24 protein-coding genes and 1 tRNA gene are annotated in these 21,360 nt (G+C 65.1%); 14 read left to right on the top strand and 11 right to left on the bottom strand.

Translation table 11 applies throughout. The features are described from left to right. Window positions 1-96 precede the first annotated feature (96 nt). The 3 genes from BUA26_RS03280 to BUA26_RS03270 are packed head-to-tail and all read right to left on the bottom strand — an operon-like array spanning window position 97 to window position 1,583. Window positions 97-591, bottom strand: coding sequence for a DUF3106 domain-containing protein (locus BUA26_RS03280; protein WP_072757827.1), 495 nt, complete (start codon window positions 589-591; stop codon window positions 97-99). Window positions 592-594: 3 nt separating this feature from the next. Beyond that, window positions 595-1,002 carry a DUF3619 family protein gene (locus BUA26_RS03275; RefSeq protein WP_072757825.1) on the bottom strand — a complete coding sequence of 136 codons (408 nt, stop codon included), beginning with the start codon at window positions 1,000-1,002 and terminating at the stop codon, window positions 595-597. Beyond that, window positions 999-1,583 (bottom strand): RNA polymerase sigma factor, encoded by a 585-nt coding sequence (locus BUA26_RS03270; protein WP_072759985.1) that lies wholly within the window; start codon window positions 1,581-1,583, stop codon window positions 999-1,001. Before BUA26_RS03270 ends, BUA26_RS03275 begins: the two co-directional genes overlap by 4 nt. 150 nt (window positions 1,584-1,733) lie before the next feature. Here BUA26_RS03270 and BUA26_RS03265 point away from each other — a divergent pair, with 150 nt between their 5' ends. Next, the gene (locus BUA26_RS03265) at window positions 1,734-2,039 is read left to right on the top strand and encodes an NAD(P) transhydrogenase subunit alpha part 2 (RefSeq protein WP_072757823.1); all 306 of its coding nucleotides are present in this window, start codon (window positions 1,734-1,736) and stop codon (window positions 2,037-2,039) included. After that, the gene (locus tag BUA26_RS03260; RefSeq protein ID WP_072757821.1) at window positions 2,039-3,517 is read left to right on the top strand and encodes an NAD(P)(+) transhydrogenase (Re/Si-specific) subunit beta; all 1,479 of its coding nucleotides are present in this window, start codon (window positions 2,039-2,041) and stop codon (window positions 3,515-3,517) included. Before BUA26_RS03265 ends, BUA26_RS03260 begins: the two co-directional genes overlap by 1 nt. A 1-nt stretch (window position 3,518) precedes the next feature. Here the strand turns inward: BUA26_RS03260 and BUA26_RS03255 are convergent, their stop codons facing one another. Then, window positions 3,519-3,971: a hypothetical protein gene (locus tag BUA26_RS03255; protein ID WP_072757819.1), complete on the bottom strand. Its 453-nt coding sequence runs from the start codon at window positions 3,969-3,971 to the stop codon at window positions 3,519-3,521. Between the two features lie 227 nt (window positions 3,972-4,198). Here BUA26_RS03255 and sufT point away from each other — a divergent pair, with 227 nt between their 5' ends. After that, on the top strand, window positions 4,199-4,756 hold the full coding sequence (gene sufT, locus BUA26_RS03250; protein WP_072757817.1) for a putative Fe-S cluster assembly protein SufT: 558 nt from the start codon (window positions 4,199-4,201) through the stop codon (window positions 4,754-4,756). A gap of 39 nt (window positions 4,757-4,795) precedes the next feature. Here sufT and BUA26_RS03245 read toward each other — a convergent pair whose 3' ends face one another. From BUA26_RS03245 to wrbA, 4 genes are all read right to left on the bottom strand, one after another. Beyond that, entirely contained in the window at window positions 4,796-5,287 is a 492-nt protein-coding gene (locus BUA26_RS03245) for an asparaginase domain-containing protein (protein WP_072757815.1), read from the bottom strand. Window positions 5,288-5,483: 196 nt separating this feature from the next. Beyond that, complete coding sequence (locus BUA26_RS03240) at window positions 5,484-7,124, bottom strand: acyl-CoA dehydrogenase family protein (protein WP_072757813.1); 1,641 nt, start codon at window positions 7,122-7,124, stop codon at window positions 5,484-5,486. Window positions 7,125-7,182: 58 nt separating this feature from the next. Next, window positions 7,183-7,536, bottom strand: a complete 354-nt coding sequence (locus BUA26_RS03235) for a DUF2069 domain-containing protein (RefSeq protein WP_072757811.1) — start codon at window positions 7,534-7,536, stop codon at window positions 7,183-7,185. Then, on the bottom strand, window positions 7,533-8,135 hold the full coding sequence (gene wrbA / locus BUA26_RS03230) for an NAD(P)H:quinone oxidoreductase (RefSeq protein WP_072757810.1): 603 nt from the start codon (window positions 8,133-8,135) through the stop codon (window positions 7,533-7,535). Before wrbA ends, BUA26_RS03235 begins: the two co-directional genes overlap by 4 nt. A 137-nt stretch (window positions 8,136-8,272) precedes the next feature. On the opposite strand from wrbA, the gene BUA26_RS03225 reads away from it, so the two are divergent. The 3 genes from BUA26_RS03225 to BUA26_RS03215 are packed head-to-tail and all read left to right on the top strand — an operon-like array spanning window position 8,273 to window position 10,327. Further along, complete coding sequence (locus BUA26_RS03225; protein ID WP_072757808.1) at window positions 8,273-9,550, top strand: YihY family inner membrane protein; 1,278 nt, start codon at window positions 8,273-8,275, stop codon at window positions 9,548-9,550. Next, window positions 9,547-10,032 carry a TlpA family protein disulfide reductase gene (locus tag BUA26_RS03220; protein ID WP_072757806.1) on the top strand — a complete coding sequence of 162 codons (486 nt, stop codon included), beginning with the start codon at window positions 9,547-9,549 and terminating at the stop codon, window positions 10,030-10,032. Before BUA26_RS03225 ends, BUA26_RS03220 begins: the two co-directional genes overlap by 4 nt. 13 nt (window positions 10,033-10,045) lie before the next feature. Next, window positions 10,046-10,327, top strand: coding sequence for an acylphosphatase (locus tag BUA26_RS03215; RefSeq protein ID WP_072757804.1), 282 nt, complete (start codon window positions 10,046-10,048; stop codon window positions 10,325-10,327). Window positions 10,328-10,330: 3 nt separating this feature from the next. On the opposite strand, the gene ppk2 is transcribed toward BUA26_RS03215, so the two are convergent. The 3 genes from ppk2 to hemA form a co-directional block, all read right to left on the bottom strand. Further along, window positions 10,331-11,095, bottom strand: a complete 765-nt coding sequence (gene ppk2 / locus BUA26_RS03210; protein WP_072757803.1) for a polyphosphate kinase 2 — start codon at window positions 11,093-11,095, stop codon at window positions 10,331-10,333. A 59-nt stretch (window positions 11,096-11,154) separates the two neighbouring features. Continuing rightward, window positions 11,155-12,234: a peptide chain release factor 1 gene (gene prfA / locus BUA26_RS03205; RefSeq protein WP_072757800.1), complete on the bottom strand. Its 1,080-nt coding sequence runs from the start codon at window positions 12,232-12,234 to the stop codon at window positions 11,155-11,157. A gap of 65 nt (window positions 12,235-12,299) precedes the next feature. After that, complete coding sequence (hemA, locus tag BUA26_RS03200; RefSeq protein ID WP_072757797.1) at window positions 12,300-13,571, bottom strand: glutamyl-tRNA reductase; 1,272 nt, start codon at window positions 13,569-13,571, stop codon at window positions 12,300-12,302. A 93-nt stretch (window positions 13,572-13,664) separates the two neighbouring features. On the opposite strand from hemA, the gene BUA26_RS03195 reads away from it, so the two are divergent. The 8 genes from BUA26_RS03195 to ychF all read left to right on the top strand — a co-directional run bounded on the left by BUA26_RS03195 (window position 13,665) and on the right by ychF (window position 21,350). After that, window positions 13,665-15,422, top strand: coding sequence for a tetratricopeptide repeat protein (locus tag BUA26_RS03195; RefSeq protein ID WP_083572853.1), 1,758 nt, complete (start codon window positions 13,665-13,667; stop codon window positions 15,420-15,422). After that, a complete protein-coding gene (lolB, locus tag BUA26_RS03190) occupies window positions 15,419-16,021 on the top strand; it encodes a lipoprotein insertase outer membrane protein LolB (protein WP_072757795.1) in 603 nt (200 codons plus the stop codon). The genes BUA26_RS03195 and lolB overlap by 4 nt, the downstream gene beginning before the upstream one ends. Window positions 16,022-16,100: 79 nt before the next feature. Then, a complete protein-coding gene (ispE, locus tag BUA26_RS03185) occupies window positions 16,101-17,576 on the top strand; it encodes a 4-(cytidine 5'-diphospho)-2-C-methyl-D-erythritol kinase (RefSeq protein ID WP_072757794.1) in 1,476 nt (491 codons plus the stop codon). A 46-nt stretch (window positions 17,577-17,622) separates the two neighbouring features. Beyond that, window positions 17,623-17,699: transfer RNA gene (locus tag BUA26_RS03180), tRNA-Gln, on the top strand. Window positions 17,700-17,749: 50 nt separating this feature from the next. Further along, entirely contained in the window at window positions 17,750-18,691 is a 942-nt protein-coding gene (locus BUA26_RS03175) for a ribose-phosphate diphosphokinase (RefSeq protein ID WP_178368568.1), read from the top strand. A gap of 146 nt (window positions 18,692-18,837) precedes the next feature. Continuing rightward, a complete protein-coding gene (locus BUA26_RS03170; RefSeq protein WP_072757792.1) occupies window positions 18,838-19,533 on the top strand; it encodes a 50S ribosomal protein L25/general stress protein Ctc in 696 nt (231 codons plus the stop codon). Between the two features lie 53 nt (window positions 19,534-19,586). After that, window positions 19,587-20,180: an aminoacyl-tRNA hydrolase gene (gene pth / locus BUA26_RS03165; RefSeq protein WP_072759982.1), complete on the top strand. Its 594-nt coding sequence runs from the start codon at window positions 19,587-19,589 to the stop codon at window positions 20,178-20,180. An 81-nt stretch (window positions 20,181-20,261) separates the two neighbouring features. After that, entirely contained in the window at window positions 20,262-21,350 is a 1,089-nt protein-coding gene (gene ychF, locus BUA26_RS03160) for a redox-regulated ATPase YchF (protein WP_072757790.1), read from the top strand. Window positions 21,351-21,360: the final 10 nt, after the last annotated feature.

Genomic DNA, 21,360 nt, shown 5'->3' with positions numbered 1-21,360 from the left:
GGCTTCAAAAAACTCGCCATTAGCCCGTCATCCCAGCTTTCGCTGGGATGACGGTCCAAAAACAAACTGCCCCGCGCAAGGCGGGGCGGGGCTGGGTCATGGCTTGCCGGGAGGCGGGTGGCCGTGGCCGGGGCGGCCCCATTGCAGGCGTTGCGCAGGAGGCAGGGCGTGCCATTCGCGTATCAGTTTTTCGCGCTGTGCCGGCGGCAGTTGCTGAAAGCGCTCGAAGGTGTTGTGCAACTGTTGGCGCTGCTCAGGCGGCAGCTGATTGAACTTGCGGATGTTTTCGCGTGCCTGCTGACGTTCTTCCGGCGTCATCTGCTGCCAGCGGGCAATGCGCTGGCGAACTTCCTCGCGTTTTTGCGGCGGCAAGGTGATCCAGTGCTCGGACCGCTTCAGCATGTGCGCCTGCTTGCCTGGCGGCATGCTGTCCCACTCCTGCCGCAACGGCGCCAGCACTTCGCGCTGGGCCGGATCGAGGCTGCTCCACGGGTGCGCCGGCGCATTCTGCGCATGCAGCGGCATGGCCATCACGCTGCCAAGCAGCGCGGCCAGCAGCGGGAGGAGGAGCGGGCGTAGGAGTCTGGTCATGGCTCAGCGGGTTGCCGGATGGCTGTCGGCGGTAGCCAGCCAGCCATAGAAGTCGAGGTTCTGATAGAGGTTCGGATCGGTCTTGTCGGCATCTGGCGGCAGATCGTTGTCGACATCGGCCGTTGCGCTGGCGGTGCCGTAGACGGCTGGCGTGGATGTTGCCGCATGATGCCGCGGCAATGGCTGCCACACCATCATCGCGGCCAGTGCGATCACTGCGAAGGCGCCGGTCGGGATCAGCCAGCGGACGGTGTGGTGTACCGGTGCCTGTTTCGTTTCCAGCGCCCGCCGCCGTGCCGCGCGCAGGCGCCCGGCGGTGGCCGGATCGATGCGCTGGGCTGCTTCGTGCCAGAGCTTGCGGGCACGCTGTTCGAAATGTTTGTCGGGCCGGTTCTTATCGGACGAGGTCATCGCCAGTCCTCCAGTTGATCGCGCAGATGATGCATCGCGCGTGAGAGATGTGTTTTTACACTGCCTTCGGAGCAGCCCATGGCGCGTGCGGTCTCCGCCACGTCCAGCCCTTCCAGCATGCGCAGCATGAAAGCCTCGCGCTGGCGCTGCGGCAGCTGGCTGACCGCGGCGGCCATGTCGGCGTACGACTGCGCATCGTGCAACCGGTCGAGCGGTCCGGGGCCATGGTCGGCGGGTTCCCACGAAGGCAGTTCGTCGCCATCGTCGTCGCGCCCGCCGCCGAGCCAGCCCACTACGATCGAGCGTACCTTGCGGCGGCGCTGCAGATCGACGATGCGCCGGCGCAAAATGCCCCAGAACAGCGGCGACCATTCCACGGCGGGTTTGTCGCGGTAATGCTTGACCAGCCGCAGCATGGCGTCCTGCACCGCGTCCATGGCGTCCTCGCGCTGGCGCAGCTGCAGCTCGGCCATGCGGAACGCGCGCCGCTCGACCTGCGCCAGAAACGCGTCCAGCGTGGCGGGAGTCTCGCGGGTGTCGCTCAGCAGTTCAGCGTCGAGCGTACCGGCCACGCTGCTCATGGCCGCCTCGTCCGCATCGTCGGATGACGCATCCTCGGGCTCCATCGGTTCGGTTCCCGTAATCAACGCAGCAGGCTCGCACGGGTTGACCCGCACCCGTATGATGCGAGCACTACGTCCTGGCGGGCGGCTCTCATAGGGGGTGGGGTCATGATCGACGGTTTCCTGGCGCTGTATATCTTCATGCTGGCTGCGTTTACCGGCTACGAAATCATCGCGCGGGTGCCGGTGATCCTGCACACGCCGCTGATGTCCGGTTCCAACTTCGTGCACGGCATTGTGCTGGTTGGGGCGATGATTGCGCTAGGCCATGCGCAGACGCGGTTCGAGATCGTGATCGGCTTCATCGGCGTCCTGCTGGGCGCCGGCAACGCCGCCGGCGGCTACGTGGTGACCGAGCGGATGCTGGAGATGTTCAAGCCCAGCAAGCCGGATGCCGGCAAGGGAGCTCACTGATGAGCTGGCTGCCGATCGTGATCAAGGCTTGTTACTTCCTCGCCGCATTGCTGTTCATCCTGGGTCTGAAACGCATGAGTTCGCCGCGCACGGCGCGCGGCGGCATCGTCTGGGCCGGTTACGGCATGTTGCTGGCGGTGCTGGCCACGTTCTTCCTGCCGGACATGCAGAACCGTGGGCTGATCATCGCCGCCGTGCTGATCGGCGTCAGCGCCGCCTGGTGGAGCGGCAAGCGCGTGGCGATGACCGCGATGCCGCAGATGGTGGCGCTGTACAACGGCATGGGCGGCGGCGCGGCGGCGGCGATCGGCGCGGTCGAGCTGATCGGTTACGTGCGCACGCTGGCGATCCTGCATCCGCCTGGCATCCCGGATACCTCGCCGTTGCGCCCGGAGAGCTGGGCGATCAATGCGCTGACGCCGATGCCGGCGATGGTCGCATTGTCCCCGGTCGAGCTGGCGCTGGGCGTGCTTGGCGCGCTGATCGGCGCGGTGAGCTTTTCCGGTTCGCTGATCGCGTTCGCCAAGCTGCAGGGCTGGCTGGACAAGCGTTTCGTGTTTCCGGGCCAGCGAGCGGTCAATCTGCTGCTGCTTGCCGCGGCGGTGCTGATCGGCATCCTGCTGGCTTGCGGCCATGCCAGCCTGCCGCTGATCGCGGTGTTCTTCGTGCTGGCGCTGCTGTTCGGGCTGATGATGACCTTGCCGATCGGTGGCGCGGACATGCCGGTGGTGATCTCGCTGTACAACGCATTCACCGGGCTGGCGGTGGCGTTCGAGGGTTTCGTGCTGGGCAACGAGGCGATGATCATCGCCGGCATGGTGGTCGGCGCCGCCGGCACGCTGCTGACCCAGTTGATGGCCAAGGCGATGAACCGTTCGATCGGCAACGTGCTGTTCGGCAGCTTCGGCGCGGCCGGCGGCGAGGCGCAGGCGATCGAGGGCGCCCAGAAGCCGATCGACGCGGCCGATGCGGCGGTGATGATGGCGTACGCCGAGCGCGTAGTGATCGTGCCCGGCTACGGTCTTGCCGTGGCGCAGGCGCAGCACAAGGTGTGGGAGTTCGCCCAGCTGTTGCTGAAGCGCGGGGTGAAGGTGAAATTCGCGATCCATCCCGTGGCCGGCCGCATGCCCGGCCACATGAACGTGCTGCTGGCCGAGGCCGGGGTGCCGTACGACCTGATCGCCGACATGGATGACATCAATCCGGAATTTCCGGCCACCGACGTGGCGCTGGTGATCGGCGCGAACGACGTGGTGAATCCGCTGGCCAAGACCGACCCGGCTTCACCGATCTACGGCATGCCGATTCTCGATGTCAGTGCGGCCAAGCACGTGATCGTGATCAAGCGCGGCAAGGGCACTGGCTTTGCAGGCATCGAGAATGCGCTGTTCTACGCCGACAACACACGCATGCTGTACGGCGACGGCCAGGCGGCGATGGGCGAACTGGTGACGGAGCTGAAGGCGATCGACGCCTGAGCTACTTGCCGGTCGCCACGGTGCGCGCATGCTTGCGTGGCGTGCGCCAGGCCAGCCACGCGGCCAGCAGCATGGCCAGCGTGGTCCAGCCGATATCCGCCGGCGACCATGCCATGCGCGCCAGTTGCCATAGCATGCCGGCACCGGCCGTACGCAAGGTCTCGATCAGATCCATGCCCATGTTGCCGGAGATCAGCACGCCGGCGATCAGCATGTTCACGTAGATCGCCGCCAGCATCGTGGCCCATACCGCCAACAGCGCGGCACCGACACCCGCCGAACGCACGTAGCTGCGGATGGCCCAAGCCAGCAGCGCGCCGATCGGCACTACCAGCCACGGCAGCGGCTGACGCAGATACAGGGCAGCAACCATCCATACCGCACCGGCGGCCAGCCCCAGCATCGCGGCGCTGAACAGCGCGAAAGCAAACATCAATACGTTGCGCACGCTCATCGATGACGGCACGGCGGGGTGGCTTGGAACATGCGTTTGTCCATCAGGCAAAGTGCTCATCATAACGTCATGCCGGCAGGCGTCGCCGACGAGTGCATGGCGGCATTCCCTTGAGTTCCACGATTCCGGCCTGATCTGAGACAAGCGGGTCCGCGCGGCGAACGGCATAATAGACAACCTGGGTTCGACGCGTGGTCGTACTCGCAGATACGGGATTGGCAAGTGGCATGAGTGGTTTCAGTCTAAGCAGCGAACCCTTCACCTTGTTGCGTGACTGCAGCGCCGTCATGGTGCCGCAAGGCGACGTGGTGAGCCTTCCTGCCGGCCAGATCGGCTACATCACCCAGGCGTTGGGCGGCAGTTTCACCGTGTACGTGGAAGGCAACCTGTTCCGCATCGCCGGCAACGACGCCGACGCGCTGGGCAAGGAGCCGCCTGCTCCGATCGAGGTGCCCGCCGATGCCACCAACGCGGATGTGGAAAAACTGGCTTGGGATCAGCTGCGCACCGTGTTCGATCCGGAGATCCCGGTCAACGTAGTGGAGCTGGGGCTGGTCTATGACCTGAGCCTGGAACAGACCGCATCGGGCGAGCGCAAGGTCTATGTGAAGCTCACCTTGACCGCGCCGGGCTGCGGCATGGGGGACATTCTGGTGGACGACGCCCGCACCAAACTGGAAATGATTCCCACCGTGGCCGAGGCGGACGTGGATCTGGTGTTCGATCCGCCATGGTCCCATTCGATGATGTCCGACGCCGCCAAACTCGAGACCGGCATGCTGTGAGCTCGACTCCCTCTCACGGGGGAGAGGAAGTCGATGCGCTCAGCCGCCCACTTCCTCGAAACGGTTGGCGTCGCGGTTCTTGCGCACCTTCGACGGGTCCCACACGCGGCCGTTCATGGTGATGTAGACGCCGTCGGGCAGGGTTTGCACCGCGGCCACCGCGCAGCCGATGTTGAACACCGCATCGGAGCCCTGGAAACGCGCAGGGTTCAACGCACCGGTCAACACGATCACCTTGCCCTTGATCGTCGCCAGTTCCTTCGCTGTCTCCACCATGGTGTCGGTGCCGTGGGTGACCAGCACATGGCGATGCGGCTGGGCCTCGATCGTCGAGCGCACCAGCGCGCGGTCCTCGGCACCCATGTGCAAGCTGTCCTTGCGCAGGATCGGAATCACGTCGAACTGGAACGCCACGCCGAGCTGGCCGAGGATCTCGCCGATCTGCGGCGCGCCGATCTTGTAGTCCGACTTGTCGTCGAAATAGATCTTGTCGATCGTGCCGCCGGTGGTGACGATGGTCAGATGCTGCATGCGGGTGGCCGAAGAGGAGAGGGACGGGCCATTTTAGCCTGTGCTCACCTGAAGCGCTCGCCGCCCTGGTTTATCGTGTCGTTGTAGGAGCCCGCTCGCGGGCGATGCTGTTGCTTTGATGTCGGGTGGGGAAAATCAGAACAACAGCATCGCCCGCGAGCGGGCTCCTACACCTACAACAACAACCAGCGAAAGGTCATCCCAGCAATAGCGCGGTGTCGCCGGCATCCGGTGTCACCAGCCGATCGAGGCCGCGGCCGACGAAGCGCCGCAGCGCTGCCGCCGAACGTTGCTCGCCGTGCTGGCGCGACCAGGTGGCCTGGCGTGCCAGCAATGCGGCACTCGCACAGCGGGCCAGCGTGAAGGCGAGGCCGCGTGCGCCGGCCTCCAGCGTGTCGCGCGCGGTCGCGTGCTGGTCGAGCCAGCGTGCGGCGGCGTCCAGCGTCTGCCGGATCGCGCTGGCCGCGTGCATGTCGTCGTTGCCGGCCAGCCAAATGGCGCTGGACGCGCGCAGAGCTTCGAAACTGTCGCCAGCCAGCGCGCGCAGACTATCCAGCGACAGCACATTGGTGGTGCCTTCCCAGATGGCATACACCTGCGCGTCGCGCAGCAGCTGCGGCAGGCCGGTGTCCTCGATGTAGCCGGCGCCGCCGAAACACTCCAGCGCCTCGGAACACAGCTTCACCGCCAGCTTGCCGGTCCACAGCTTGGCCAGCGGCGTGAGCAGGCGCAGCAGCGCGGCTTCCTGCGGTGCGGCGGCACCATGCTCGACGCGGCCGAGCAGGTGAGCGACCTCGAACGCCAGCGCGAACGCAGCCTCGAATTCGGCTTGCATGTTAGCCAGTGTCTGCGCATGCAGCGGCTGCTCGATCAATGGACGGCCAAACGCCTGTCGGCGCGTCGCGTAATCGCGCGCCAGGCTGATCGCGCGCGCCATGCTCGCGATCGCGCAGATTGCGTTCCAGGTTCGGGTGACATTGAGCATCGGCGCCACCTGACGGACACCGTGGGCAAGCTCGCCCAGCGGCCAGGCGGGCAGGCCGTCCAGATGGATTTCCGCGGTGGGCAGTTCGTGTGTGCCGAGCTTGTCCTTCAGGCGATCGACCACGAGTTCCGGCTTGCGCCGTTCACCGTCCATCGTTTCGACATAGAACAGCGCCAGCGCAGCAGTGCCGGCTCCTGCACCTTCGGGCCGCGCCAGCGCCAGCGCCGCCTCGCCGACGACTGCCGAGCTGAACCACTTGCGTCCGTACAGTCGCCATTGGCCGCTGGTGTCTTTTCGTGCAACGGTTTCGGTGTTGCCCACATCGGAGCCGCCGCTGTTCTCGGTCATCCATTGGCCGCTGAGCCAGAGGGTCGAAGCGTCGCGGCTGAGGAAATGCGGCAGCGCGCGTTCGATCAATTCGCGATTGCCGGACGCTTTGATCGCCGTCGCTGCACCGTCGGTCATTGCCAGCGGACAGGTATAGAACTCGCTGGCGAGGTGATACAGATAGACACGGGCGAACTCCTCCAGTCGCGCATGTTCGCTGTCCGCGTGGCCGGCGGCGAGCACCGCATGTCGCGTGGTGAGTTGCGGGCCTTCCTGCCATGCCGTGGTCAGCTCAATCCGATCGACCCGCTGCCCCCACGCATCCCACTGCGTCAGTACCGGCTTGCGGCGTGTCGTCGCGTATGCGCGACGCCATGCCATCTGCGCGTAATCGCCCAACGCATCGAGATCGGCGTCCAGCGCGGCTCGTCGACCGGCCGGTAGCGCGCGATCGAGCAAGGCCAGCAGCGAGCGGTCGCTGCGATAAGGATGCGGCAGTTGCGGCGCGTCCTGCAGGAATCCCATGAGAAGCTCTCCTCGCTGCAATCCCCCGAGTATAGGCAACCAGGCTATATAGAGTTGGTTAACCGCGTTGTTTGCGCTTCACGCCGGCACCGAGAGTGCCGATCAACAACAGGGTGAGCACAATTTCGGCCAGCGCCAGCCCGCGTTCGGCGGACGAACTCCAGCCTTCGGCGATGCCGTGGCAGAAATAGAACAGGCTGAGGATGCCAACCCATAGCAAGGCACGGCGTGCATCGCGGATCGCCAGCAGCGGCAGCAGCAGTGGGATCACCGTGATCGAGAGCAGCAGCCACGCCGGCATGTGCTGCGCGGGAAACAGCCACGCATGCCAGAGCAGCTGCAGCACGACCAGCGCGGCCCAGGCGAGCAGGCCGATCCGTTGTTCCGTTGGCAGTGGGGAGGGCGCGCTCATGCGTTACCGGCCAGCTTGCGTGCGGTGTCGGCGAGCCGGCGGCCCAGCGCACGGGCCAATTCGCGTTCATGTTCGCTGATCGGATTGTCGCCTTTGGCGCCGGCGACATGGCTGGCACCGTACGGGGTGCCGCCGCTCTGCGTGGTGGTCAGCGCCGGTTCGGTGTACGGCACACCTAGCAGCAGCATGCCGTGATGCAGCAGCGGCAGCGCCATCGTCAGCAAGGTGGATTCCTGGCCTCCGTGCATGGTGCTGGTCGAGGTGAACAGCACGGCGGGCTTGCCGACCAGCGCGCCGCTGGCCCATTCGGCGCCGGTCGAGTCGAGAAAATATTTCAGCGGCGCGGCCATGTTGCCGAAGCGGGTGGGGCTGCCCATCGCCAGTCCGATGCAGTCGAGCAGATCCTGTCGCTGCACGTACGGTGCGCCGTCCTCGGGCTCGGGCGGCTGTGCCACTTCGGTCACCGGCGACACCGGAGGCACCTGGCGAAGGCGTGCGCGCATGCCTGGCACTTCCTCGATGCCGCGCGCGATGAGGCGTGCCATCTGGGCGGTGTGGCCGCTGCGGCTGTAGTACAGGACAAGGATTTCGTGGTTCATGCGCGGGAGCTCATGCGAATGGGGCTCATGTGGGCGTGGCTCGTGTGCTTGGGACATTCATCGGCAATACGCTAGTGTAACGACCGATACCCACGATGGTTGGCCGCGGCACTGTGCCGCCCTACGCAAGGATACCGATGGTCCGGCGTTTCAATCGCGATCGTACGGCGAGTTTCAGCCGCTTCATCTGGCAACGCTTTGTCGACGACAAGTGTTTCGAGACGGCGGGCGCCCTGTCGTACACCACGCTGGTGTCGCTGGTACCGCTGACAGTGGCGGTGTTGGCGATGTTCTCGGCGTTTCCGGTTTTCCAGCCGGCGCGCGATACGCTGATCGACTTCGTGTTCGACAATTTCGTGCCGTCGGCGGGCGAGGCGGTGCAGAACACCATGCTTGGCTTCGCGGCCAATGCCAGCAAGCTCACCGGCATCAGCATCCTGGTGATGCTGTTCAGCGCGGTGTCGATGATGATCAGCATCGAGGATCGGTTGAACCGGATCTGGCGCGTGCATCAGCCGCGCAACTGGGGGTCGCGCCTGCTGCTGTACTGGGCGGCGTTGACGCTGGGGCCGATCCTGGTGGTCGGCGGCATCGCGGTGACCTCCTACGTCACCGCCGTGCCGTTGCTGCACAGCGCCGCGAACCAGCTGGGCGGCATCGCCCGCAGCCTGCTGGGCACGCTGCCGTTCCTGGTGACGTTTTTCACGCTGTGGCTGATGTATTCGGTGATCCCGAACTGCAAGGTGTCGCGCCGTGACGCGGCGATCGGCGCACTGCTCGGCGCGGTGCTGTTCGAGATCGCGCGCTGGGGCTTTACCATGTTCGTGCAGCATGCGCAGACCTACCAGCAAATTTACGGCGTGCTGGCGGCTATCCCGATCTTCCTGCTGTGGATTTATCTGTCGTGGGTGATCGTGATCCTGGCTGCGTCGATTGCCGCTTCAGCGTCGGCGTTCGAATATCACGCGCCGATGGAAACGTTGCCGGAAGGTTCCGAGTTCCTCGGACTGCTGGTGGTGCTGAGACATTTCGTGGAAGCCCAGCGGGCCGGTGGCTGCGTGGATCCGGCCGGCGTGCGCGCCAAGGAACCGTACCTGCGCAGCGCGCTGATCGCGGCCTATTTCGAGGACTTGCGCGAGGCCGACCTGATCCAGCGCGGCGAGGCCGGCGGCTGGCTGCTCTGCCGCAGCCTCGATTGCACCGATCTGCTGCGCATATACCGGCATATCGACTATCCCCTGCCGTTGCAGCCGGTGCAGGAGGCCAAGGCATTGGGCATCGAACTGCCGCCGGAATTGCTGACTATGCTGGCCGAACTGGCCGAAGTGCTGGAAGCGAAGCTGGGCGTACGGCTCGACCAGATCTATCCCGTGAGCACCGGCCCCGCCGCCGATACCGAGGAACTACCCGCATGACCTTGTTCTCATCCATTTCCACTCCGGTGGCCGCATTGGCCGTGGCATTGGCGTTCGCGGCGCCCGCGCAGGCCGCCATGCCCGCGCAGCCGGCACTGCATGTCACCACGCTGGACGGCAAGACGTTCGACCTGGCCGCGCAGCGCGGCAAGTGGGTAATCGTCAACTACTGGGCGACCTGGTGTGTGCCATGCATCAAGGAGATGCCGGACATCTCGCATTTCGTCGCCACGCACAAGAACGTCGCGGCAATCGGCCTGGCCTACGACGACAGCGAACCGGCCGACATCAAGGCATTTATCGCCAAGCATCCGGTGGTCTACCCGATCGCCCAGGTCACGCTGGACAAGCCGCTGAAGGATTTCGACGAACCGCGCGGTTTGCCCACCACTTATCTGATTCGCCCGGACGGCACGGTGGCCAAACCGTTCATTGGCCCGGTCACCGCCGCCTCACTCGAGGCGGCTATCGGCCAGCCGTGATGGAGATGCCGTGATGCCGAGCGCGAGGTTCATCGTCTGCGGCAAGGTGCAGGGCGTGTTCTTCCGCGCCAGCACCCGCGAGCAGGCGTTGCGCCTCGGCCTGGCCGGGCATGCGAAGAACCGGTTCGATGGAAGCGTGGAAGTGCTGGCCAGCGGCGAAGCGGAAGCGCTCGATGCGTTGGAGCGCTGGTTGCTGCAGGGGCCGCCGGCGGCACGCGTCGAGACGGTCGATCGCGCGGATCTCACCGAGCATGATCTGTCTGGGCATGATCTGCGCGGTTTCCATACCGGCTGAGGATCAGAACGTGTCCGGCACCAGCACGGCCTTGTCGGTGATGTGCTCGGTCTTCGGTTTGCCCTTGAGCCTGGGCAGCTTCACGTCGGCGATCGGTTTGTCTTCGAATGGCACCTGCTGCAGCAGATGCCGGATCAGGTTGACGCGGCCGCGCTTCTGGTCGTTGAAATCGACGACGAACCATGGCGCGTTGACCGCGTGCGTGCGCTCGATCATCACGTCGCGCAGCTTGCCCATCTCGACGTATTTCTGCCGCGCAGTCAGGTCCACCGGCGAGAGCTTCCAGCGCTTCAGCGGATTGTCGGCGCGCTCGGCGAAGCGCTTTTCCTGCTCGGCCTGATCCACCGCCAGCCAGTACTTGAGCAGGATGATGCCGTCATCGACGAGCAGTTTCTCGAACGCGGGCACCGCGTCGAGGAAGGCCTCATATTCCTTCGGGCTGCAGAAGCCCATCGCCGGTTCCACTACGGCGCGGTTGTACCAGCTGCGGTCGAACAGGACGAACTCGCCGGCACTGGGCAGGTGAGCGACGTAGCGCTGGAAATACCATTGCGTGGCCTCCCGCCCGTTCGGTTTGGGCAACGCGGCGATGCGATAGTCGCGAGTGTCCAGGCTCTCGGTGATGGCTTTGATGGTGCCGCCCTTGCCGGCGGCATCGCGGCCTTCGAAGATCACCAGCAACCGCTTGCCGCTGCTGCTCAGGCCGTGTTGCAGCCGTATCAATTCGAGCTGCAGTTCCTTCATCGCCTTGCGATAGTGCTTGTCCATGGCTATCTCGCTGGATGTGGCTTCGCCGCAGGTTAACCCGGTACGCCGTGACGGCGTTGTCAGATGCCGCCGAGCGCCTGCAACTGATCGGCCTGATGCTCGCGGGTCAGCGTGTCGACCAGTTCGGCCATGTCGCCCTGCATGATCTCGGGCAACCGGTAGAGCGTGAGGTTGATGCGGTGGTCGGTGATCCGGCCCTGCGGGTAGTTGTAGGTGCGGATGCGCTGGCTGCGATCGCCGGAGCCGACCTGCAGCCGGCGCGCCTCGGCCTGTTCGGCATTCTGCTTGCTGCGTTCGGTGTCGAGCAGGCGCGCCTTGAGCAGGCTCATCGCGCGGGCACGGTTCTTGTGCTGGCTGCGTTCTTCCTGGCATTCCACCACCGTGCCGGTCGGCAGGTGAGTGATGCGGATCGCCGAGTCAGTCTTGTTGACGTGCTGGCCGCCCGCGCCTGATGCACGGAAGGTGTCGGTCTTCAGGTCGGCCGGATTGATCTCGATCTCGTCGATCTCGTCGAGTTCCGGCAGGATCGCCACGGTCGCGGCCGAGGTGTGGATGCGGCCCTGCGATTCGGTCTCCGGCACGCGTTGCACACGGTGGGTGCCGGACTCGAACTTCAGCTGCGAGTACGCGCCGTTGCCTTCGATGCGGGCCACGATCTCCTTGTAACCGCCATGTTCACCTGCATGCTCGCTGAGGATCTCGACGTGCCAGCGGCGCCCTTCGGCGTAGCGCAGGTACATGCGGAACAGGTCGCCGGCGAAGATCGCGGCCTCGTCGCCGCCGGTGCCGGCCCGCACTTCCAGGTACAGGTTCGCCTGGTCGCGCGGGTCCTTCGGCAGCAGCAGCAGCTGCAGTTCGCTGTCGAGGTCGAGCAGACGCTGCTCCAGCCGACGCACATCGTCGAGCGCCATTTCACGCAGCTCGGGATCATTCAGCATGGCGCGGGTTTCGGCCAGCTCGCGTTCGGCCTGGTCGTGCTCGCGCAGCGAAGTGGTGACCGGCTCGAGCTGCGCATACTCCTGAGAGAGCTCGCGGAATCGGGTGTTGTCGGCGTGCACGTCGGGTTGCGACAGCAACAGGCCGATTTCTTCGTGGCGTTCGGCCAGTGCTTCGAGCTTGCGACGGATCGATGGGGTCATGGTTGAGGAGTGAGTGGAGAGGAGTGAGAAAAGAGTAAAGGCGGGGTGGTGCTTTCTCTAACTCCTCACTCCTCTTCACTCACTTCTTGGTCCAGTCCGTACAAACGGCCCGCCGCATGCAACAGATCCAGATCGCCGCTCAGCGCCGCCTCGCGCAGACGCGCGCTGGGGTGGTGCAGCAGCTTGTTGGTCAGCGTGTTGGCAAGAAACGCCAGCACCTCGTCGGCCGGTTTGCCGTTGGCCAGCATCGCGCGGGCCTTGCCCAGCACTTCATCACGGTAGATTTCCGCGTGCTGGCGCATATCCACTGCGGGATTCTTCAAGGTCAGCGCGCGGCGCCAGGCCATGTAGCGGCCTACCTGCAGATCGATGATCGCTTCGGCATCGTGCGCGGCGGCGGCGCGCGAGCGAAGGTTCTCATCGATCACCTGACGCAGATCGTCGATGCCGTACAGATAGACGTCAGGCAGCTCGCCCACACTGGCCTCGATGTCGCGCGGTACCGCGATGTCGACCATGAACATGGGTTTGCGCCGGCGTGTCGCCATCGCCTGCTCGACCATCGCGCGGGTCACGATCGGTTGCCGTGCGGCGGTGGAGGAAATCACGATGTCGACCTCGGCCAGATGCTGCGGCAGGTCGGCCAGCGCGATCGCGTAACCGCCGTAGCGGCCGGCCAGTTCCTGCGCGGCTTCCAGCGTGCGGTTGGCGACGATGATCCGGCGCGCCTGCTTCTCGGCGAGATGCCGCGTGGCCAGCTCGATCGTATCGCCGGCACCGATCAGCAATACGCAGGCCTGTTGGAGATCGGCGAATACCTGCTCGGCCAGCCGCACCGCCGTGAACGCGACCGAGACCGTGTGCGCGCCGATACGGGTGTCGGTGCGCACACGCTTGGCTACGGCGAAGGTTTGCTGCATCAGCCGGTCCAGCGGTGCTTTCAGTGTCTGCGCACCGCGCGCCTGCTGGTAGGCATCCTTCACCTGGCCGAGGATCTGCGGTTCGCCCAGCACCATCGAGTCGAGCCCTGTGGCGACGCGGAACATGTGGCGCACGGCGTCGTCTTCATCGTGCCGATACAGGAACTCATCCAGCTTGCCGGGAGTCAGACGATGATGACGACTCAGCCATGCCAGTGGAATGTCCTCGGCACCGGCCGCCACGCCGACATACAGCTCGGTGCGGTTGCAAGTGGACAGAATCATCGCCTCTTCCACGCCCGGTTCGCGGGTCAGCTCGAGCAAAGCCTCACCCGCGGCGTCCGTATCGAACGCCACCTGCTCGCGCAGGCTGACCGGCGCGGTGAGGTGATTGAGCCCGAGGGCGATCAGCGGCATGGTGAGGAGAGCATCTCGGCGGCAGGAATCCGGCGGCGTAGGCTAAGCTTGGTGCAATGTCGCCCTGCGACGAGCAGTGCGATCGGAACAGGCATGTGGATGGAGAGTAGTGTGCGGAGCGGGGCAAGCAAGTTCAAGCAACTGCGGCATTTTACGGCACTTGCGCTGCTGGCGCTGGGCCTGGCTGGTTGCGCCGGTACGCCGCTGCGGTCTGCGCAGAAAACGGCCGGCACAGCGCAGCCGCTGGCCCATCTGGTGGTGGCCACGCCGGACGCTGATCATGACGTGATGGCGCAATTGCTGGCCGGCGAGATGGCGCTGAGCCGCACCGACCTGAAGGCGGCATCGGACCATTACGAGAAGGCGATGGCGCTGAGCAACGATCCCGGGGTGGCCGAACGGGCTGCCGGCCTGGCAATTGCCGTGAATGACAATGCAGCTGCCCAGCGCGCACTGGACCGCTGGCAGGCGCTGGGCGCGAAGCCGGCCGAGATGGCCCAGGCGCGCGCCGAGCTTGCGCTGAATCGTGGCGATGCCGATGAGGCGCGCCGTCAGTTGGAGCTGCTGACCGGCAGCGGCGACAAAGATGCCTGGCGTCAGTTCGGCCGGGTGCTGGTGGGTGCCCGCGATCAGGCCCAGGCGGCGCGTCTGCTGGAAGCCCTGGCGACGCCACAGCGCCTGCCCGGCGAGGCACAGGCGTGGCTGGCGATGAGCGAACTGGGCGACAAGTTCGGGCGGCACGCCTACGCCGTGCAGATCGCCGACGCGGCGGTGCAGCGTTTCAAGAGTGCCGAAACCTACGCCTGGGCGGCGCAGATGAAGTTCAAGGACGGTGATCGCGCGGGTGCCCGCGTGTTGCTGCAGAAGGCGCTGGCGAAGGCGCCGAAGAATACCCAGCTGCGGTTGGCCTATGCCGGCCTGCTCAGCCAGGCCGGTGACTATGCCGGCGCGGCCAGGTTGCTCGAACAGGGGCCACAGAACGCCGACATCTACTCGATGCGTGCAGGTCTGGCTGCGCACGAAAAGAATGAAGAAGCGCTGGCGGCGTTGTACCAGGAGCTGCAGAAGGCGACACCCGCCGTACGTTCAAGCAACGCCTACCTGTTGGGGCAACTAGCCGAGATGCAGCATCGCGAGGCCGAGGCACTGGCCTGGTACGAGCAGGTGGGCGATGACGATGCGCACGCGTTCGACGCCGACCTGCGCAGTGCGCTGCTGCTGCATTCGCAAGGCCGGCAGGCCGACGCGCATCAAATGCTGGAGCAGATGCAGCTGAGCTATCTCAATCAGCCGGCGCAACTGCGGCAGGTCTGGCAGGCCGATGCCGAGTTGTACCTGCGCGAACAGAAGTATGCGAAGGCCGAGGCCGCCTTCAGTCACGCGTTGCAGGTGGCACCTGACGATCCGGCGCTGCTGTACGACCGCGGCCTGACCTATGCCCAGGCAGGCCAGATCGATCAGGCGGTGCAGGATTTCCAGCATCTGCTGAAGATCAAGCCAGGCGATGTCGACGCCAGCAATGCGCTCGGCTACACCTTGGCCGATGCGAACCGCGACCTGCCCGAGGCCGAGCGCTTACTCAGTGCCGCCCGCGCAGCCAAACCGGATGATCCAGCCATTGCCGATTCGTGGGGCTGGCTGCAATACCGCATGGGCAACCTGGATCAGGCCGCGCAGGCCCTGCGCGGCGCGTGGTTGGCGCGCAAGGATGCCGACGTCGGCGTGCACCTGGGCGAGGTGCTTTGGAAGCTGGGCCATACGCAGGACGCGCAGCGGATCTTCGACGAAGTGCGCAAACTCGATCCGCACAGCAGCAGCCTGCAGGAAGCCCTGAAGCGGTTGCAACCATGACGCGAAATCTCCGTTTTCTCGCGGTCGCGCTGCCGCTGCTGCTCGCCGCCTGCGTGCCCGCGGTGCGCATGAAGGGCGATACCGGGCTGCTCAATGCCCAGGTTCAACGCGAGCAGGCGCTGGCGCATGCCGATCACTGGGTGCTGCAGGGACGCCTCGGCGTTTCCGACGGAAAGGACGGCGGCAGCGGCAGTTTCAGCTGGACGCAGAACGGCGACCAGTACGAATTCGTGCTGCGCGCACCGATCACGGGCAAGAGTTTTCGCCTCAGCGGTGGCCCGGATGAAGCCCTGCTGGAGGGTCTCGGATCGGGCCCGTTGCGCGGCCCGGATGCCGAGGCGCTGATGCGCAAGGCGCTGGGCTGGGAAGTGCCGCTGCGCAACCTGCGCGCCTGGGTGCTGGGTCTGCGTGCCGACAGTGGTCCGGCCGAACTGAGCTTCGGTACGGACCGGTTGCCGGCGCTGTTGCAGCAGGATGGCTGGGCGGTCGACTATCGGGAATGGGACGCCACGCGCCAGCCGCCGCTGCCGAAAAAGGTGTACGCCGAGAAATTGCCGTACAAGGTGAAACTGTCGATCGAGTCGTGGCAGTTCCAGTAAGCACCGATGTCATCCCGGTTGGGTTAGGCTTTGCGCCCTCTGGCGGCGACACGGCCGTTGTGCGGATTGCGGAACCACGATGTCATTCCTGATCGAACGTGCAGATCCGGGTCAGGTCGACGCCTTGTGCGCGATCGAGCGCCAGGCCGTGCAATTGTTCCGTGGTCATCCGGCGTGGGCGAGTTACTCGGCCATGTCGATCCCACCGGAACTGCTGCAGCAGGCGATCGGTCGCGGTCTGGTCTGGGTGGCATTGAACGAGGCCGCAGTACCCGTCGGTTTTGTGTGGCTGGATACGGACGCGGGCGATGCCGTCATCGGCATCGCCGAAATCGACGTGTTGCCGGATTACGGTCGGCGCGGCATCGGCGCGGCCTTGCTGGAGCGTGCCTGTGCATGGGCACGATCAGCCGGCTACCGGCGGGTCGACCTGGGCACGCTGGCCGATGTGCCATGGAATGCGCCGTTCTATGCGAAGCACGGTTTTGCGGTGGTCGATAAGGACGATCCGGCGTTTGCGTATGCGCGTGAGCGCGATCGCGAGAATGGGTTTCCCGATCACTTGCGCGTATTCATGAGCCGGCCGCTGTCGGCGCCGGATCACGACGAATGGACAGTGTGGCCGGCGCCGGCCAAGTTGAACCTGTTCCTGCGCATCATCGGCAGGCGGCCCGATGGCTACCACGAGCTGCAGACTGTGTTCCGCCTGCTCGACTGGGGCGACGAGATACGCCTGCGCTTGCGCGACGATGGCGAGGTTCGGCGGCTGGGGGAGATACCCGGCGTGCCCGCGCACACGGATCTGGTGGTGCGCGCGGCGCAACTGCTGCAGCGGCATGCCGGTATCGCGACCGGCGCGGATATCGAGCGCGCCGGCGTCCCGACCGGCGTGGATATCGAGCACGCCGACGCCTCGATCGGCGTGGACATCGAGGTGAGCAAGCGCATTCCGATGGGTGGCGGGCTGGGTGGCGGCAGTTCCGACGCGGCGACAGTGCTGGTGGCGCTGAACCGGCTATGGGGGCTGGACCTGGCCGAGGACGTGCTGGCCGAACTGGGTCGCCAGCTTGGCGCCGATGTGCCGGTGTTCGTGCGCGGCCGCTCGGCCTGGGCCGAAGGCATCGGCGAGCAGCTCACGCCGCTGAGCCTGCCATCGCGCCACTATGTAGTACTCGACCCGCATGAGCCGGTGCCGACCGCCGCGCTTTTTCAAGCGTCTGAATTGACACGAAATGCGCCGCGGGCGACAATTTCATCCTTTGTTTCCGGTGAAACGACGGAAAACGCCTTTGCGCCGGTGGTCCGTGCGCGGCACCCGCGGGTCGCTGCAGCACTGGACTGGCTGGGCGGTTTCGGTCAGGCGCGGCTTTCCGGCAGCGGTGGCTGCGTGTTTCTGGAAGCGAAGTCATTCGATCGGGCGACGGCGATTGCCGCGCGATGTCCGGCGGCATTCACGGCGCAGGTGGCCATGGGTGTCGACGTTTCACCCCTGCGCGATGCATTGGCGCGCCATCAGGGCGCGGAGCGGGCGACACGGACAACGGACGGCCGCTGACGGTCAGGCAAGAACAGCGACAGATACAAACGAACACAAATATTACTGGGGCGTCGCCAAGCTGGTTAAGGCACGGGATTTTGATTCCCGCATACGCAGGTTCGAATCCTGCCGCCCCAGCCATTTCATGATGGCTTTTGTTTCGAGGTAACACAGTGGACACGTCCACCCCGATGATGTTGTTTACCGGTAACGCGCATCGTGCCCTGGCCGAGGATGTCGCCCATCGTCTGGGCGTGCCGCTGGGCAAGGCGCAGGTCGGCACGTTCAGCGACGGCGAAGTGCAGATCGAGATCGAGGAAAACGTCCGCAAGCAGGAAGTGTTCGTGCTGCAGCCCACCGGCGCGCCGAGCGCGGTCAACCTGTTCGAGCTGCTGGCCCTCACCGATGCGCTCAAGCGCGCCTCGGCGGCCAGCGTCACCGCGGTGATCCCGTATTTCGGTTACGCCCGGCAGGATCGCCGGCCCCGTTCGGCGCGGGTGCCGATCACCGCCAAGCTGGCCGCCAGGATGATCGGCGCCGCCGGTGTCGATCGGGTCCTGACGGTGGATCTGCACGCCGACCAGATCCAGGGATTCTTCGACATCCCGGTCGACAACGTGTATGCCTCGCCGGTGCTGCTGGCAGACATCTGGCGCAACCACAGCATGGACGACCTGATCGTGGTCAGTCCGGACGTCGGTGGCGTGGTGCGTGCCCGTGCCATCGCCAAACGGCTGGATGACGCCGATCTGGCCATCATCGACAAGCGTCGGCCGCGGGCGAACGTGTCCACCGTGATGAATATCATCGGTGACGTGGACGGCAAGACCTGCGTGATGGTCGACGACATCGTCGACACCGCCGGCACACTGTGTGCGGCAGCTGCAGCTCTCAAGGAGCGCGGCGCCCGCAAGGTGGTCGCCTACTGCGTGCACCCGGTGCTGTCGGGCGCGGCGATCAGCAATATCGAAGGCTCCCAGCTCGACCAGCTGGTCGTCACCAACACCTTGCCGCTGCGCCCGGAAGTGCAGGCCTGCGCCAAGATCCGTCAGCTCTCGGTCGCCGAGCTGCTGGCGGAAACCATTCGCCGCATCGCCTTTGGCGAGTCGGTGAGTTCGCTGTACGTGGATTGATAGTTGAAAGTCCGCCCAGGATGGGCGGTTTTGATGTTCAGCTTTTCGCGGCACGGATGCCGCGTGGAAGTAACCGGCTTTTCTGGTCGCGGAAAAGTCACAAAACCGCCGCGAGGCGGTTCTTCAAAACCCAAGGTAATACTGAAATGGCCAAGACTCATGAAATCAAGGCGCAGAGCCGCAAGGACGAGGGGAAAGGTGCGAGCCGCCGCCTGCGTCATGCCGGCTTCGTGCCTGCTGTCGTATACGGCACCGGACAGGATCCGCAGAGCATCCAGATCGAGCACAACACCATCCTGCTCGCCGCCAAGCACGAGTGGTTCTTCTCCTCGGTGCTCGACCTCAACGTCGACGGCAAGGTAGAGAAGGTGCTGGTGCGCGACTGGCAGAAGCATCCGTTCAAGCAGCTGATGATGCACATGGATTTCCTGCGCATCGACGAGAACGCGAAAGTGCGCGTGAACGTGCCGCTGCACTTCCTCAACCAGGAATCGTCGACCGCCGGCAAGACTTCCGGTGTGGTGATCTCGCACAACCTGACCGAAGTGGAAATCAGCTGCCTGCCCAAGCACTTGCCCGAGTTCATCGAGCTGGATCTGGGCAAGCTCGAAGCGGGCGACATCATTCACCTGTCGCAGCTGAAGTTGCCGCCCAATGTCGAGTTGCCCGCGCTGCAGCTCGGTGAGGCGCATGACATCCCGGTGGTCACGGTGAACGTGGTCAAGGAAAGTGCCGAAGACGCGGCCGAAGACGCGGCCGCCGAAGCCGAGGCCGAGGCCGCCAAGGCCGCAGCTGCCAAGCCGGCAGCCAAGGCCGCTGCCAAGCCTGCCGACAAGAAGTAAGTCATGCTGTCCCGCGCTCGCATCGAGCGCGGGACTTGCATGGCTGGCTGCCCATGGCTGGACTGCAACTCATCGTCGGACTGGGCAATCCCGGTGCCGAATATCTCCGAACCCGGCACAACGCCGGGTTCTGGTTTGTTGATGCTCTGGCTGCCGGGCAGGGCGAGCGTTTCGGTTTCGAAGGCAAGCTGCACGGCGAAACCTGCCGAGTGCGCATCGGTGGACAGCAGGTATGGCTGCTCAAGCCCGCCACCTTCATGAACAAGAGCGGCATCGCTGTGGTTTCGGCGTTGCGCTATTACAAGATCGAGCCGGAACAGTGCCTGATTGCGCACGATGATCTGGACCTGCCTGCCGGTATCGTGCGGATGAAATTCGACGGCGGCCACGGCGGCCAGAATGGTCTGCGCGACCTCATGGCGCATCTGGGTCATGGCAAGTTTCATCGCCTGCGCGTGGGCATCGGTCATCCCGGCCATCGCGATCAGGTCACGCCGTGGGTGCTGGGCCGGCCATCGGCGCAGGACGAGGAGGCGATCCTCGGAGGCATCGCCCGCGCGCTGGACGTGCTGCCGCTGGCAGTCGACGGCCAGTTCGACAAGGCGATGCAACAGTTGCATACGACAGAAGACGGCAAAACCAAGTAACACCACAATTCATGCGGCAGACGCGCGTGGCAGGCCGGTCGTTCGAACGGTTGCCAGGCGCGTTTCCCCACCGGAATCATCATGGGTATCAAATGCGGCATCGTCGGTCTGCCTAACGTCGGCAAGTCCACCCTGTTCAACGCGCTGACCAAAGCCGGTATCGCCGCGGCGAACTTTCCGTTCTGCACGATCGAGCCGAACGTGGGCGTGGTGCCGGTGCCGGATCCACGACTCAACGCGCTGTCCGCCGTCGTCAATCCACAGAAGGTAATTCCGACCGCGGTGGAGTTCGTCGATATCGCTGGCCTGGTTGCGGGTGCGTCGAAGGGCGAAGGTCTCGGCAACAAGTTCCTCGCGCATATCCGCGAAGTGGATGCGATTGCCCACGTGGTGCGCTGTTTCGAGGGTGACGTGATCCATGTCGCCGGCAAGGTCGATCCGATTTCCGACATCGAGACCATCGACACCGAGCTGGCGCTGGCCGACCTGGAATCGGTCGACAAGGCGTTGAACCGTGCCGAGCGCGCGGCCAAGGCGAACGACAAGGAAGCTCTGGCGAAGAAGCCGGTGCTGCAGAAGCTGTCGGCCGGCCTCAATGAAGGCAAGTCCGCGCGCAGCCTGGGCTTGGACGAGGAAGAGAAGGCGCTGGTGCGCGACCTGTTCCTGCTCACCTTGAAGCCGCTGATGTACATCGCCAACGTCGCCGACGACGGTTTCGAGAACAATCCGCTGCTCGATGCCGTGCGTGCACGTGCCGTCACCGAAGGCGCCGAGGTGGTGCCGGTGTGTGCGGCGATCGAGGAGGAGATGGCGCAGTTGGAAGACGCCGATCGCGACGAGTTTCTGAAGGACATGGGCCTGGACGAGCCGGGTCTGAACCGGGTGATACGCGCCGGTTACAAACTGCTCGACCTGCAGACCTACTTCACCGCCGGCGTGAAAGAAGTGCGCGCGTGGCAGGTGAAGCGCGGCGCCACCGCACCGCAGGCGGCGGGGGTGATCCACACCGACTTCGAACGCGGCTTCATCCGCGCGGAGACGATCAGCTATGACGATTTCATCCAGTACAAGGGCGAAGCCGGTGCCGGTGCGGCTGGCCGACTGCGCAAGGAAGGCAAGGACTACATCGTCAAGGACGGTGACGTGCTGCACTTCTTGTTCAACGTCTGAAACACTGGCA

Source organism: Rhodanobacter sp. OK091, from assembly GCF_900142825.1.
Classification (GTDB): Bacteria; Pseudomonadota; Gammaproteobacteria; order Xanthomonadales; family Rhodanobacteraceae; genus Rhodanobacter.
The sequence above is the reverse complement of the archived record's forward strand: the minus strand, read 5'-3'. Positions and strand labels throughout refer to the sequence as shown.

What these genes read in the sequence shown, in the direction of transcription:
- BUA26_RS03215 (WP_072757804.1), top strand. Translation starts at nt 10,046, where the DNA reads ATGCCGAGCGCGAGGTTCATCGTCTGCGGCAAGGTGCAGGGCGTGTTC.
- BUA26_RS03270 (WP_072759985.1), bottom strand. Translation starts at nt 1,583, where the DNA reads ATGAGCAGCGTGGCCGGTACGCTCGACGCTGAACTGCTGAGCGACACC.
- BUA26_RS03225 (WP_072757808.1), top strand. Translation starts at nt 8,273, where the DNA reads ATGGTCCGGCGTTTCAATCGCGATCGTACGGCGAGTTTCAGCCGCTTC.
- BUA26_RS03220 (WP_072757806.1), top strand. Translation starts at nt 9,547, where the DNA reads ATGACCTTGTTCTCATCCATTTCCACTCCGGTGGCCGCATTGGCCGTG.
- hemA (WP_072757797.1), bottom strand. Translation starts at nt 13,571, where the DNA reads ATGCCGCTGATCGCCCTCGGGCTCAATCACCTCACCGCGCCGGTCAGC.
- sufT (WP_072757817.1), top strand. Translation starts at nt 4,199, where the DNA reads ATGAGTGGTTTCAGTCTAAGCAGCGAACCCTTCACCTTGTTGCGTGAC.
- wrbA (WP_072757810.1), bottom strand. Translation starts at nt 8,135, where the DNA reads ATGAACCACGAAATCCTTGTCCTGTACTACAGCCGCAGCGGCCACACC.
- BUA26_RS03195 (WP_083572853.1), top strand. Translation starts at nt 13,665, where the DNA reads ATGTGGATGGAGAGTAGTGTGCGGAGCGGGGCAAGCAAGTTCAAGCAA.
- BUA26_RS03280 (WP_072757827.1), bottom strand. Translation starts at nt 591, where the DNA reads ATGACCAGACTCCTACGCCCGCTCCTCCTCCCGCTGCTGGCCGCGCTG.
- BUA26_RS03175 (WP_178368568.1), top strand. Translation starts at nt 17,750, where the DNA reads ATGATGTTGTTTACCGGTAACGCGCATCGTGCCCTGGCCGAGGATGTC.
- BUA26_RS03240 (WP_072757813.1), bottom strand. Translation starts at nt 7,124, where the DNA reads ATGGGATTCCTGCAGGACGCGCCGCAACTGCCGCATCCTTATCGCAGC.
- ispE (WP_072757794.1), top strand. Translation starts at nt 16,101, where the DNA reads ATGTCATTCCTGATCGAACGTGCAGATCCGGGTCAGGTCGACGCCTTG.
- prfA (WP_072757800.1), bottom strand. Translation starts at nt 12,234, where the DNA reads ATGACCCCATCGATCCGTCGCAAGCTCGAAGCACTGGCCGAACGCCAC.
- ppk2 (WP_072757803.1), bottom strand. Translation starts at nt 11,095, where the DNA reads ATGGACAAGCACTATCGCAAGGCGATGAAGGAACTGCAGCTCGAATTG.
- BUA26_RS03275 (WP_072757825.1), bottom strand. Translation starts at nt 1,002, where the DNA reads ATGACCTCGTCCGATAAGAACCGGCCCGACAAACATTTCGAACAGCGT.
- BUA26_RS03235 (WP_072757811.1), bottom strand. Translation starts at nt 7,536, where the DNA reads ATGAGCGCGCCCTCCCCACTGCCAACGGAACAACGGATCGGCCTGCTC.
- BUA26_RS03170 (WP_072757792.1), top strand. Translation starts at nt 18,838, where the DNA reads ATGGCCAAGACTCATGAAATCAAGGCGCAGAGCCGCAAGGACGAGGGG.
- lolB (WP_072757795.1), top strand. Translation starts at nt 15,419, where the DNA reads ATGACGCGAAATCTCCGTTTTCTCGCGGTCGCGCTGCCGCTGCTGCTC.
- pth (WP_072759982.1), top strand. Translation starts at nt 19,587, where the DNA reads ATGGCTGGACTGCAACTCATCGTCGGACTGGGCAATCCCGGTGCCGAA.
- BUA26_RS03265 (WP_072757823.1), top strand. Translation starts at nt 1,734, where the DNA reads ATGATCGACGGTTTCCTGGCGCTGTATATCTTCATGCTGGCTGCGTTT.
- BUA26_RS03255 (WP_072757819.1), bottom strand. Translation starts at nt 3,971, where the DNA reads ATGAGCGTGCGCAACGTATTGATGTTTGCTTTCGCGCTGTTCAGCGCC.
- BUA26_RS03245 (WP_072757815.1), bottom strand. Translation starts at nt 5,287, where the DNA reads ATGCAGCATCTGACCATCGTCACCACCGGCGGCACGATCGACAAGATC.
- ychF (WP_072757790.1), top strand. Translation starts at nt 20,262, where the DNA reads ATGGGTATCAAATGCGGCATCGTCGGTCTGCCTAACGTCGGCAAGTCC.
- BUA26_RS03260 (WP_072757821.1), top strand. Translation starts at nt 2,039, where the DNA reads ATGAGCTGGCTGCCGATCGTGATCAAGGCTTGTTACTTCCTCGCCGCA.